Annotated in this window: 10 protein-coding genes; 8 read left to right on the top strand and 2 right to left on the bottom strand. The window is 71.7% G+C overall.

What is annotated here, in order from left to right; genetic code table 11:
• Positions 1–22: 22 nt before the first annotated feature.
• The gene (gene cysC / locus Pta02_RS05420; RefSeq protein ID WP_203873613.1) at positions 23–1,252 is read right to left on the bottom strand and encodes an adenylyl-sulfate kinase; all 1,230 of its coding nucleotides are present in this window, start codon (positions 1,250–1,252) and stop codon (positions 23–25) included.
• Positions 1,253–1,330: 78 nt separating this feature from the next.
• Positions 1,331–2,050, bottom strand: coding sequence for a class I SAM-dependent methyltransferase (locus Pta02_RS05415; protein ID WP_203873536.1), 720 nt, complete (start codon positions 2,048–2,050; stop codon positions 1,331–1,333).
• A gap of 153 nt (positions 2,051–2,203) precedes the next feature.
• Here Pta02_RS05415 and mfd point away from each other — a divergent pair, with 153 nt between their 5' ends.
• The 8 genes from mfd to Pta02_RS05375 all read left to right on the top strand — a co-directional run bounded on the left by mfd (position 2,204) and on the right by Pta02_RS05375 (position 12,363).
• A complete protein-coding gene (gene mfd / locus Pta02_RS05410) occupies positions 2,204–5,773 on the top strand; it encodes a transcription-repair coupling factor (RefSeq protein WP_203873535.1) in 3,570 nt (1,189 codons plus the stop codon).
• Between the two features lie 28 nt (positions 5,774–5,801).
• Complete coding sequence (locus tag Pta02_RS05405; RefSeq protein WP_203873534.1) at positions 5,802–6,434, top strand: SurA N-terminal domain-containing protein; 633 nt, start codon at positions 5,802–5,804, stop codon at positions 6,432–6,434.
• 7 nt (positions 6,435–6,441) lie between these two features.
• Positions 6,442–7,410: a nucleoside triphosphate pyrophosphohydrolase gene (locus Pta02_RS05400; protein WP_203873533.1), complete on the top strand. Its 969-nt coding sequence runs from the start codon at positions 6,442–6,444 to the stop codon at positions 7,408–7,410.
• Positions 7,411–7,476: 66 nt separating this feature from the next.
• Entirely contained in the window at positions 7,477–8,754 is a 1,278-nt protein-coding gene (gene eno / locus Pta02_RS05395; protein WP_203873532.1) for a phosphopyruvate hydratase, read from the top strand.
• A 94-nt stretch (positions 8,755–8,848) separates the two neighbouring features.
• Positions 8,849–9,253, top strand: a complete 405-nt coding sequence (locus Pta02_RS05390; RefSeq protein ID WP_203873531.1) for an FtsB family cell division protein — start codon at positions 8,849–8,851, stop codon at positions 9,251–9,253.
• A 53-nt stretch (positions 9,254–9,306) separates the two neighbouring features.
• The gene (locus Pta02_RS05385; protein WP_203873530.1) at positions 9,307–9,873 is read left to right on the top strand and encodes a DUF501 domain-containing protein; all 567 of its coding nucleotides are present in this window, start codon (positions 9,307–9,309) and stop codon (positions 9,871–9,873) included.
• Positions 9,870–10,829, top strand: a complete 960-nt coding sequence (locus Pta02_RS05380) for a Ppx/GppA phosphatase family protein (RefSeq protein ID WP_203873529.1) — start codon at positions 9,870–9,872, stop codon at positions 10,827–10,829. Before Pta02_RS05385 ends, Pta02_RS05380 begins: the two co-directional genes overlap by 4 nt.
• Before the next feature lie 205 nt (positions 10,830–11,034).
• Entirely contained in the window at positions 11,035–12,363 is a 1,329-nt protein-coding gene (locus tag Pta02_RS05375; RefSeq protein WP_203873528.1) for a hypothetical protein, read from the top strand.
• Positions 12,364–12,484: the final 121 nt, after the last annotated feature.

The following is a 12,484-nucleotide window of genomic DNA, read 5'->3' as shown; positions in this document are numbered from 1 at the left end:
CGTCCGCTGGTGGAGTTCGTCCTCAACGCACCCAGCCTCCCTGAATGAGTGGGTCCAGCACTGTCTCGACGGCCCGCTCGACGGAGACGCCGGTGGTGTCGACGGTCAGGTCCGCGTCCTCGGGCTCCTCGTAGGGGGAGGAGATGCCCGTGAACTCCGGGATCGACCCGGCGCGGGCCTTGGCGTAGAGCCCCTTGCGGTCGCGGCGCTCGCACTCGGCCAGCGGGGTGGCCACGTGGACCAGCAGGAAGTCGGCCCCCACGGCCTCGACCATCGCCCTGACCTCCTCGCGGGTGGAGGCGAACGGCGCGATGGGCGCGCAGATCGCCAGCCCGCCGTGCCGGGCCGCCTCGGCCGCGACGAAGCCGATCCGCCGGATGTTGAGGTCGCGGTCCTCCCGGGAGAAGCCCAGTCCCGCCGAGAGCAGGTGGCGCACGACGTCGCCGTCGAGGTAGGTGACCGTACGGCTGCCGCGCTCCAGCAGCGCGTCCCGCAGCCCCCTGGCGACGGTCGACTTGCCGGAGCCGGACAGGCCGGTGAAGAAGACGACCAGGCCGCGCCGGTGCGGGGGCCCGGGGAGCGTGACGGGTTCGGGACCGGCCAGGTGCTCGGTCGCGCCGTACGCCTCGGCCACGCGCTCGCGCAGTTCCAGGTCGACGGCGTGGTCGTCGCGGGGGGCGAGGGGGACCACCGCCACACGGGTGTCCCCGCCGAGCTTGTCGCGGGCCTTCAGCGCGGCGCGGACCACGGCGGGCCCGCCCTCGCCGAACGCCAGCGGGAGCAGCAGGATCGTCGCCTCCAGCTCCTCGGCGGTGGCCGTGATCTCGTTCAGGTCGTCCAGCGGCCCGCGCATGGTGACGGCCAGGGTCTCCCGGCCGGCCAGCTCCCCGCGGATCTCCGCGGGGCTGCGCCGGAGCCGGGCGAACGGTCCGTGCTCGGGGGTGCCCAGCGCCTCGACCGGGCCCGCGACCAGGCCGTGGGCGCGCTCGGTGACGGTCAGGACGGCCAGCGGGGCGCCCTCGGGATCGCGCAGCGTGATCCGGTCGCCGGGGGCGGCGGGGTGGTCGCCGGGAAGCGCGAGCGTGACGGGCGCGGGCCAGGGCGTGCCGTCGCCCATGCTGCCGTGCTCCTCGACCGCGTGCGCGTCGTCCGCGCTCATGAAGCCGGTCAGCGGCCGGTAGGCGCCGGAGAGCAGCAGCTCCAGGTCGGCGAGTTCACGGGCGTCGGGGGTCCACTCGAAGGGCGCCGTCATCTGCTCCACAATTCCGATCGAATTAGTCGGATATCACCACTGTAGCCATTCAAGTTGTCCCACATCAAACCTGCCTCGTCAGATCAGCCGCGCGAAATGGTTGTGCGGCTTGCGGACGATCATGCCGATCGTGTCGTGGGAGGCCGGGAAGCGGCCGGCGGAGGCGGTCTGCACCGCCGAGCACGCCACCCGCCCCAGCGGCCCGCTCGCCGCCGGGCCGCTCGACTCCAGCACCTCGTCGGTGACGATCAGCCCCCGGGCCAGGCAGAAGGAGTGGACGCCCTCCCGCGAGGTGGCCTCGCCGTACACCGCGGGCAGCGGGCCGACCGTGCCCGCGGGGACGAGCCTGCGCCACAGCAGCCGGCGCAGCGGGGAGGGGGTCATCCGGACGCACATGCCGTACGCCGAGGCCCGGTCGCGTATCCGCAGCATGGCCAGGCCGCCCGGCCGCAGCCCGGCCAGCAGCCGGTCGAGCACGAGCTCGGGATGCCGGATGCGCTCCAGCAGGAACGGCACGTACACGATGTCGAAGGCCCGCGGCGGCACGGGCACCGTCCGCAGGTCGCCCAGCGCCCACGAGTCGAGGTCCGTGCGGGAGGCCATGGCGGACCGCACGGCCGGGATGTCCTCGTCGATCCCGACGACGCGGACCCGCGCCCGGTCGAGGTCGAGGGGGTCGGGCAGGCCGCACCCGGCGATCAGGACGTCGAGCCGGCGGCCCGGCCTGTCGGTCCGGTGCTCCCGGATCCGCCGGGTGAACAGGTCGCTTCGTGTCGCAGTCGACTGCACGTCAGTCATATCACCAACAGTAGTCGATCCGTTACAAATCTCTCAGGTGGCTCGGTTCCTGCGGATCGGCGGCGCGGGCGAAGTACCCTGGACCGGTGACCCCCGTCCTGTGCCGGCCGGGGGCCTGTCGTGTTGCCGTCGTGGGGCTGTGGGCGAATTCTGATGAGCCTTTCCGGACTGCTTGACCTTGTCGTGGGCGAGCCGAAGCTGGCCTCCGTCCTGGCGGACGTGCGCGGGGGAGACGTCTCCGACGTCTCGCTCATCGCGCCCGCGGCGCTGCGGCCCTTCGCCGTCGCCGCGCTGGCCAGGGACGGGGGACCGGCCGGGCGGACCGTGCTGGCGGTGACCGCCACCGGACGCGAGGCCGAGGACCTGACGGCGGCGCTGTCCAGCCTGCTCGGGGAGAGCGCGGTCGCCGTCTTCCCCGCCTGGGAGACCCTGCCGCACGAGCGCCTGTCGCCGCGCAGCGACACCGTCGGCCAGCGCCTGGCCGTACTGCGCCGCCTGGCCCACCCGGTCGCGGGCGACGCGGCGGCCGGCCCGCTGCGGGTGGTCGTCACCCCGATCCGCGCGGTGCTCCAGCCGATCGTGCGGGGCCTGGGCGACCTGGCGCCGATCCGGCTGCGCGCGGGCGACGACGCCGATCTGGACGCCGTCGTCCACAGGCTCGTGGAGAACGGCTACCACCGCGTGGACATGGTGGAGAAGCGCGGTGAGGTGGCGGTGCGCGGCGGGCTGCTCGACGTCTTCCCGCCGACCGAGGAGCACCCGCTGCGCCTGGAGTTCTGGGGCGACACGGTCGAGGAGATCCGCTGGTTCAAGGTGGCCGACCAGCGCTCGCTGGAGGTCGCCGAGGACGGGCTGTTCGCCGCGCCCTGCCGCGAGCTGCTGCTGACCGGGGAGGTCAGGGCCAGGGCGGCGGCGCTGGCCGCCGACCACCCGGCGCTGGCCGAGATCCTGGACCAGCTGGCCGAGGGCGTGCCGGTGGAGGGCATGGAGGCGTTCGCCCCGGTGCTCGCCGGGGAGATGGACCTGCTGATCGACCACCTGCCGGTGCAGTCGGCGATCTTCGTCTGCGACCCCGAGCGCATCCGCAGCCGGGCCGACGAGCTCGTGCGCACCAGCCAGGAGTTCCTGGAGGCCTCCTGGATCAACGCCGCGGCCGGCGGGGAGGCGCCGATCGACCTGGGGGCGGCGGCGTTCCGCTCGCTGGAGGAGGTGCGCGACCACGCGCGCGAGCTCGGGCAGCCGTGGTGGTCCATCGCCCCCTTCGCCGGGAGCGACCTGAGCGGCGGCGGTCCGGCCGGCGACGACCCGGACGGCGGCCGTCCGGGCGGGGCGCTGGTCCTGGACGCCCGGGAGGCGGAGGCCTACCGGGGCGACACCCAGCGGGCGCTGGGCGACATCAAGGGCTGGCTGGACGACAAGGTCGTCGTGCTGCTCAGCGAGGGCCACGGCCCCGCCGAGCGGATGGTCGAGCTGCTCAAGGGCGTCGACCTGCCCGCGCGCCTCACCGCGGACCTCGACCGGGCGCCGGACCCCAAGGTCGTGCACGTCACCACGGGCCTGGTCGACCACGGCTTCGTGAGCCCGGGCCTGGCCGTGCTGACCCACCTGGACCTGGTCGGGCAGAAGGCCTCCACCAAGGACATGCGGCGGCTGCCCAGCCGCCGCCGCAACATGGTGGACCCGCTCCAGCTCAAGGTCGGCGACCACGTGGTGCACGAGCAGCACGGCGTGGGCCGCTACGTCGAGATGGTGCAGCGGACCGTGCAGGGCGCGACCCGCGAGTACCTCGTGATCGAGTACGCCAAGGGCGACCGGCTCTACGTGCCGACCGACCAGCTCGACGAGGTCACCCGCTACGTCGGCGGCGAGTCGCCCACCCTCAACCGGATGGGCGGCGCCGACTGGGCCAAGGCCAAGACCCGGGCCAAGAAGGCGGTCAAGGAGATCGCCGGGGAGCTCATCCGCCTCTACAGCGCGCGGATGGCCTCGCCGGGGCACGCCTTCGGGACCGACACGCCGTGGCAGCGCGAGATGGAGGACGCCTTCCCCTACGCCGAGACCGGCGACCAGCTGGAGGCCATCGACGAGGTCAAGCGCGACATGGAGCGCCCCGTCCCGATGGACCGGCTGATCTGCGGCGACGTCGGCTACGGCAAGACCGAGATCGCGGTGCGCGCGGCGTTCAAGGCCGTGCAGGACGGCAAGCAGGTGGCGGTGCTGGTGCCGACCACGCTGCTGGTCCAGCAGCACCTGTCCACCTTCACCGAGCGCTTCTCCGGCTTCCCGCTGAACGTGCGGCCCATGTCGCGCTTCCAGACCGACGCCGAGGTCAAGGCGACGATGGAGGGACTGCGCGACGGCGCGGTGGACGTGGTGATCGGCACCCACCGGCTGCTCTCCCCGGAGATCCGCTTCAAGAACCTCGGCCTGATCATCATCGACGAGGAGCAGCGCTTCGGCGTCGAGCACAAGGAGGCCATGAAGCACCTGCGCACCCAGGTCGACGTGCTGGCCATGTCCGCCACGCCGATCCCGCGCACGCTGGAGATGGGCCTGACCGGCATCCGCGAGATGTCGACGATCCTGACCCCGCCGGAGGAGCGCCACCCGATCCTCACCTTCGTCGGGCCGTACGACGAGAAGCAGATCGCCGCCGCCGTCCGCCGCGAGCTGATGCGCGACGGCCAGATCTTCTTCGTGCACAACCGGGTGGCGAGCATCAACAAGGTCGCCGCCCGCATCCGCGAGCTGGTCCCCGAAGCCCGCGTCGCCGTCGCCCACGGGCAGATGAACGAGCAGCAGCTCGAGAAGATCATGGTGGGGTTCTGGGAGCGCGACTTCGACGTGCTGGTCTCCACCACGATCGTCGAGTCCGGCCTCGACGTGCCCAACGCCAACACGCTGATCGTGGACCGGGCCGACAACTACGGCCTGTCGCAGCTGCACCAGCTGCGCGGGCGCGTCGGCCGGGGCCGCGAGCGGGGCTACGCCTACTTCCTGTACCCGCCGGAGAAGCCGCTCACCGAGACCGCGCACGAGCGCCTGGCCACCATCTCCCAGCACACCGAGATGGGCGCGGGCATGTACGTCGCGATGAAGGACCTGGAGATCCGCGGCGCGGGCAACATCCTGGGCGCCGAGCAGTCGGGCTTCATCGCGGGCGTCGGCTTCGACCTGTACGTGCGGATGATGGCGGAGGCCGTACAGGAGCAGAAGGCCAAGCTGACCGGCGGCGCCGAGCAGGAGGAGCGCCCCGACGTCAAGGTCGAGCTGCCGATCAACGCGCACATCCCGCACGACTACGTGACCTCCGAGCGGCTGCGCCTGGAGGCCTACAAGCGCATCGCGGCGATCTGCACCGACGACGACATCGCGGCCGTGCGCGAGGAGCTCACCGACCGGTACGGCCGGCCGCCCCAGGAGGTGGAGAACCTGCTGGCGGTCGCCCGCTTCCGGATCAGGGCGAGGAAGGCCGGGCTCACCGACGTCACCCTGCAGGGCCAGAACATCAGGTTCGCCCCGGTCAGCCTGAGGGACTCCCAGCAGGTCAGGCTCCAGCGGCTCTACCCGAAGGCGCTGCTGAAGCAGGCAGCCGACATACTGCTGGTGCCCGTGCCCAAGACCAAGCCGCTCGGCGGGCAGCCGTTGCGCGATCTCGACCTGCTCAAATGGTGCGGCGACCTGGTCGAGGCGATGTTCCTCCAAGCCGTGCCGGTAAAGTGATACGGCGTTTGTCGTGAAGGGATCGCATGTGAAGTCGACTCGAGTGCGCGTCATCCTGGCGGTCGTGGCCGCCGGTGCCGCGCTGACCGCCTGCTCGCCGTCGCAGGCCGGTGCCGCCGCCATCGTCGGTGACCAGCGGATCAGCACCAGCGAGCTGAACGCCGACGTCAAGGAGTACGAGAAGGCCATCACCACGGCGGGCGTCTCCCGCCAGCAGCTGCAGATCCGGGGGTCGATCCCGCAGGCGATCCTGGCGAACCTGATCGTCATCAGCCAGTTCGACCAGCTCGGTGCCCGAAACGGCGTCACGGTGACCCAGGCGGAGGTCGAGTCGTTCCTCGCCCAGGTCCTGCAGCAGCGCCAGGGCAGCACCCGCGAGCAGCTCGCCGTCTCCATCGGCGTGCCCCCCTCCGACCTGGACAGGCTGGTGCGCGCCTCCCTGGTCGAGCAGAAGCTGATGGCCAAGCTGGGCGCCGGCCAGGACGAGGCCTCCCAGCAGGCGGCGGCGCAGAAGCTGAGCGAGGAGGCCAAGGCCGTCCCGGTCACCCGCAACCCGCGCTACGGCGAGAACAACCCGCAGCCGCAGGCCCAGGACGGCTCCGACTTCTTCATCGAGAACAATCGCTTCGGCGCCCTGTCCGGTCCCGCCGGCGCCCAGTGACCCCGGCATGCCGCTGATCGTCGTCACCACCTCGCCCAGGGTCGCCCCGGGCCTGCTCAGCCACCGCGCCTGGCAGGCCCTGTCGGAGGGCCCGGTGCGCACCGCCTCGGCGGACCACCCGCACCTGCCCTACCTGGCCGAGGCCGGTGTCGACGTCGAGGTCGTGCAGCCGGACCCGGCCTCCCTGGTCCGCCAGGCCCAGGCCGGGACGGTGGTGTGGCTGGAGGCCGACGAGGCGCTGATGCGCGCGATCGGCCACGCCGCGGTGTCCCTGGAGGACCCGCCGGTGATCGAGATCGTGCCCGGCTCCTACGACCTGCCGGGGGCGCGGCTGCTCGACCTCGTGGCGGTGATGGACCGCCTGCGCACCTCGTGCCCGTGGGACGGCGAGCAGACGCACGAGTCGCTGGCGCCGTACCTCATCGAAGAGGCCTACGAGGTGCTGGAGAGCATCGAGGAGGGCGACCACGGCGCGCTGCGCGAGGAGCTGGGCGACCTGCTGCTGCAGGTGGTCTTCCACGCCCGCGTCGCCCAGGACCGCGCCGAGGGCGGCTTCGACGTCGACGACGTGGCCGGGGGCATCGTGGACAAGCTGGTCCGCCGCCACCCGCACGTGTTCGCGGCCGTCGCGGTCAGCGGCGCCGAAGAGGTCAGCGACAACTGGGAGACCATCAAGGCCGCCGAGCGCGCGGCCAAGAACGGCGGCGACGCGGGCTCCGTCGTGGACGGCGTGCCGATGGGCCAGCCCGCGCTCTCCCTGGCCGCCCAGCTGCTGCGCCGCGCCGAGCGGGTTGGCGTCCCCGTCGAGCCCCCGGCCGAGGGCCTGGGCGGCCGTCTGTTCGAGCTGGTACGGCAGGCGCACGCCGAGGGGCTCGACCCCGAGGCCGAGCTGCGCGCCGCCGCCCGCGCCTACCGCGACCGGATCCGCGCCCACGCCCCGGACGCCGCGCCGGGAAACGCCGGACCCGGGCGGTAGCCGTACTGAGAAGTAGGTCTCGATAGGCTTTTGCGGCAAACTGTCCTGCGACTTTAGGAGCGCTTCGTGGCTTCCATCGAGGGCGTCACCGCCCGCGAGATCCTTGACTCCCGGGGCAACCCGACGGTCGAGGTCGACATCCTTCTGGACGACGGCAGCGAGGGCCGCGCCGCGGTGCCGAGCGGGGCCTCCACGGGCCAGTTCGAGGCCGTCGAACTGCGCGACGGCGACGAGCGGTACGCCGGCAAGGGCGTGGAGAAGGCCGTCCTCGGCGTGACCGACGAGATCGCCGACGAGATCCTGGGATTCGACGCCGCCGAGCAGCGCAGCATCGACCAGGTCATGATCGACCTGGACGGCACGCCGAACAAGGCACGCCTGGGCGCCAACGCCATCCTGGGCGTCTCCCTGGCGGTGGCCAAGGCCGCCGCGCAGAGCGCCGAGCTGCCGCTGTTCCGTTACCTCGGCGGGCCGAACGCGCACGTGCTGCCGGTGCCGATGATGAACATCCTCAACGGCGGCGCGCACGCCGACACCAACGTGGACATCCAGGAGTTCATGATCGCGCCGATCGGGGCCGAGAGCTTCCGCGAGGCCGTGCGGACGGGCACCGAGGTCTACCACGCGCTCAAGTCCGTGCTGAAGGAGAAGGGCTACGCCACCGGCCTGGGCGACGAGGGCGGCTTCGCGCCCAGCCTGCCCTCCAACCGCGACGCGCTGGACCTGATCCTGGTCGCCATCGAGAAGGCCGGCTACACGCCGGGCGAGGACGTCGCGCTGGCCCTGGACGTGGCCGCCTCCGAGTTCCACAAGGACGGCGTCTACACCATCGACGGCAAGGGCCACTCCTCGGCCGAGCTGATCGCCTTCTACGAGGACCTGGTCGCCAACTACCCGCTGGTCTCCATCGAGGACCCGCTGAACGAGGAGGACTGGGAGGGCTGGAACGCCATCACCCGGGCCCTCGGCGACAAGGTCCAGCTCGTCGGCGACGACCTGTTCGTGACCAACCCCGAGCGCCTGGCCCGCGGCGTCGCCGAGGGCACGGCCAACGCGCTGCTGGTCAAGGTCAACCAGATCGGCACCCTGACCGAGACCTTCGACGCCGTGGACCTGGCCCACCGCAACGGCTACCGCTGCATGATGAGCCACCGCTCCGGCGAGACCGAGGACACCACCATCGCCGACCTCGCGGTGGCCACCAACTGCGGTCAGATCAAGACCGGCGCCCCGGCCAGGTCCGACCGGGTGGCCAAGTACAACCAGCTGCTGCGAATCGAGGAAATGCTCGACGACGCCGCCCGTTACGCGGGTCGCGCCGCGTTCCCGCGCTTCCGGCGGTAGTTTTCGCACCGTACGGCCCGCGCCCGCGCTCACCCGCGGGCGCCGGCCGTACGGCGGGAGCGCCGCAGGGCGGAACGCGAGAGCGGGAGGGTGTGTGGGCAGACGGCCGCAGTTGACGGGTCGGGCGGCGGTGCTGGCGGTCGTGGTGTGCGCCATCGCGATGAGCCTGGCCTACCCCGTCAGGGAGTACATCGCGCAGCGCCGCAGCATCACCGAGCTCACCGAGCAGCGCGCCGAGCTCCTGGCGAAGATCAAGGAGCTGGACGAGCGGCGCGGGCAGCTGCAGGACCCCGCCTACATCAAGCGGCAGGCCAGGGAGCGGCTGTTCTACTGCGAGCCCGGCCAGAAGTGCTACGTCGTCATGGACGACACCCCCGCCCAGGGCGAGGACGCGGCCCCGCAGAAGCCGGTCGCCGTCAAGCCGCCCTGGTACCAGACGCTCTGGGAGTCGGTTGAGGCCGCCGACACCGGGAAGGGCAGGAAAGCGGGCGGAGGCTGACGACCGATAGCCTGGACGCCGTTTTCGCGAAGAGGTGCCGGAGGATGCCGCAGATGGTGGATGACCGCGACGTGGCGGCGGTGGAGCTGCAGCTCGGCCGCACGCCCCGAGGACTGCGGGCGGTGGCGCACCGCTGCCCGTGCGGGCTGCCCGACGTGGTGGAGACCGCGCCGCGGCTGCCCGACGGCACGCCGTTCCCCACGCTGTTCTACCTGACCTGCCCCAAGGCCAACTCCGCCATCGGCACCCTGGAGACCTCGGGACTGATGCGGGAGATGCGCGCCGGGCTCGACGCCGACCCCGAGCTGGCCGCGGCCTATCGGGCCGCGCACGAGGACTACGTCGCGCGCCGCGACAAGGCGGCGGCCGAGGACGGCCTGGAGCCGCTGCCCCGGGGCATGCAGAGCGCGGGGGGCATGCCGGAGCGGGTCAAGTGCCTGCACGCCCTGGTCGGGCACGAGCTCGCGGTGCCCGGTGTCAACCCCTTCGGCCGTGAGGCGCTCGACCTGCTCGGCGAGTGGTGGGCCGACGGCCCGTGCTGCCTGGTGGACGACCCCTCCGGGGTCGCAGCCGGGGCCGGAGCGAACGACACGACCACCTCAGAGGAGGACGACCGGTGAAGCGCGTCGCCGCGATCGACTGCGGGACCAACTCCGTCCGCCTGCTGGTGGCGGACATCTCGCACGACTCCCTGCACGACGTCGAACGGCGCATGGAGATCGTCCGGCTCGGCCAGGGGGTGGACGAGACCGGCAGGCTGGCCCCCGAGGCCCTGGAGCGCACCTTCACCGCGATGCGCGAGTACGCCAAGCTGATCGACCGGCACGGGGCCTCCGCGGTCCGCGTGGTGGCCACCAGCGCCACCAGGGACGCCGCCAACCGCCAGGACTTCGTCGACGGCGTCCGGGAGATCTTCGGCGTCGGGCCCGAGGTGGTCACCGGCGCCGAGGAGGCCGAGCTGTCGTTCACCGGGGCCACGCGCGGCCTGGTGCGCCTGTCGCCGGAGACGGGCCTGCCCACCCCCGACGGCACCCGCCCGCCGTACCTCGTGGTGGACATCGGCGGCGGCTCCACCGAGTTCGTGGTCGGCTCCACCCACGTGGACGCGGCGATCTCGGTGGACATCGGCTGCGTCCGGCTGACCGAGCGGCACCTGCGCGGGGCGGGCGACCCGCCGTCCGCCGGGGCCGTCGAGGCGATGACCGCCGACATCGACGACGCGCTCGACCGGGTCGCGCAGGAGGTTCCGGTGGAGCGGGCGCTGACCCTGGTCGGGCTCGCGGGATCGGTGACGACGGTCGCCGGAATAGCACTTGAGCTGGACGAATATGATCCGCATAAAATTCATCACTCGCGAATTCCGGTAAACGAGGTGCACGCCGTTTCCCGCCGTCTGCTGGAGACGGCCCAGGCGGAAAGGGCGGCGATCCCCGTCATGCATCCCGGGCGGGTCGACGTCATCGGGGCCGGGGCGCTCATCCTGGACCGGATCCTCGACAGGTACGGCTTCGCCGACGTCGTCGTCAGCGAACGCGACATCCTCGACGGGATCGCGTGGTCCGTGGCCCGGGTGTAACTGGATCTGGACAAAGCCCCCCTCAAGGGAGTATTGAGAGATCCTTCCGTTTTGTGATTAGGTAAAGACGCTTTAGTGAGGCTTTGCCGTGGGGCCCGGCACAGCTGTTGTCGGGGCGGCAACCGTCTCCGGAGCGCTTATCGCTTCCCAACGAAACGGAGCACACCCCCTCATGAAGTCCGGATTAGCACGCAGATTAGCTGCGATGGGAGCCGGCGCGGCCATGCTGGCGACCATGGCGACGGGTCTGCTGGCCTCGCCCGCAGCCGCGGCCAGCGGATCCCCCAAGCCCGCCGTCTCGGCGGGCACCCCCAAGGCCTCGCCCGCCAAGCACAAGGGGGAGTGCCCGGTACGGGTCACCTTCTCCGCGAGCATCAAGGTGAAGGCCGTCAAGTCCAAGACCACGGTCGCCTACCGCTGGCTGCACGGGGACGGGTCCAAGAGCAAGGTCAAGACCTTCGTCGTGGGCAAGGGCGTCAAGAGCGTCACGGTGAAGGAGTCGAGCACCTTCAAGAGTGACGTCAAGGGCTGGCAGGCCCTGCAGGTCCTGTCGCCGCGCCCGGTGACCTCCAAGAAGGGCTACTTCAAGGTCTCCTGTGGCGACGACGGCGGCAAGCACGTCGTCCGCCCGGTGATCGGCGCGCAGGCGTGGGTGGACGAGGGCAAGTGTGAGGCCGCCCTGATCGGCCGCATCACCGCCTCCAGCCCGCGCTGGGTGCACTACCGCTGGGTCGTCAACGGTCACGTCGTCGAGCGCGACGCGGTCAAGGTGTACGACTCCCGCAAGGTCGTCCACGTGATCCGACCGGACAGGAGCCTGCGCGGCTGGGCGGTCCTGGAGATCGTGGACCCGGTCCGCACCGCGTCCGACAAGGTCGGCTTCAAGATCTGGTGCAAGGACTGGTCGCCGAAGGTGAGCGCCTCGGTCGGCGAGCCCGACACCTACGTGGGCAGCTGCCCGGTCACCCGCACCTTCAGCGGCACGATCAGCCTCTCGCACGGTCGTGACCACGTGAAGTACCGCTGGATCCGCAACGGCGTGGCCGGCTCCTGGGAGACCGTCCACGTCAAGGGTTCCACCACCGTGACCGACTCCTGGCAGGCCACGGAGACCGGCAAGGCCTCCCGCGCCCTGGAGATCTACAACGGGCCGACCACCGGCACCGTCTGGGGCAAGGTGTTCTGCAAGGCCCCCGTGACCGCTGAGGTCTCCCTCAACGTCGAGCAGGACAACAGCACCTGCGGCGGCGTCGTCGGCAAGCCCTCGGCCAAGGTGACCGGCACCATCAAGGTCTCCGGCGAGACCAAGCTGGTGTACCGCTACGCCCTCGCGGGCGAGGCCCCCACCACGGTCATCAAGCGCGTCGGCCCCGGTGGCGGCACGTTCTCGGTGAGCGAGCTGTTCGTCAAGTCCAAGGGCGCGTTCACCGTGAGCGTCGTCCACCCGGGTTCGGACGCCAAGACGGTCACCTGGGACTACTCCTGCCCGGCCCCCGCGCCCAAGGAGGAGGAGAAGAAGGCGGAGAACGCCTGATCCCCGTTCCGGCCCGAGGCCGGGATCACCTGATCCCCGGTCCGATCTGAAGTGACAGGCGGTGCCCGCTCCGTGCGGGCGCCGCCTCTCGCTTCTCCGCCCCCGCCCCGCCCCCGCCCCG

It is taken from the genome of Paraplanobispora takensis (genome assembly GCF_016863195.1).
GTDB classification, from domain to species: domain Bacteria; phylum Actinomycetota; class Actinomycetes; order Streptosporangiales; family Streptosporangiaceae; genus Planobispora; species Planobispora takensis.
This window is presented reverse-complemented; position numbering and strand designations above follow the sequence as displayed.

Bases quoted from the DNA above. Each gene is read 5' to 3' on its own strand.
- cysC (WP_203873613.1), bottom strand. From the start codon at position 1,252: ATGACGGCGCCCTTCGAGTGGACCCCCGACGCCCGTGAACTCGCCGAC.
- Pta02_RS05415 (WP_203873536.1), bottom strand. From the start codon at position 2,050: ATGACTGACGTGCAGTCGACTGCGACACGAAGCGACCTGTTCACCCGG.
- mfd (WP_203873535.1), top strand. From the start codon at position 2,204: ATGAGCCTTTCCGGACTGCTTGACCTTGTCGTGGGCGAGCCGAAGCTG.
- Pta02_RS05400 (WP_203873533.1), top strand. From the start codon at position 6,442: ATGCCGCTGATCGTCGTCACCACCTCGCCCAGGGTCGCCCCGGGCCTG.
- Pta02_RS05385 (WP_203873530.1), top strand. From the start codon at position 9,307: ATGGTGGATGACCGCGACGTGGCGGCGGTGGAGCTGCAGCTCGGCCGC.
- Pta02_RS05375 (WP_203873528.1), top strand. From the start codon at position 11,035: ATGGGAGCCGGCGCGGCCATGCTGGCGACCATGGCGACGGGTCTGCTG.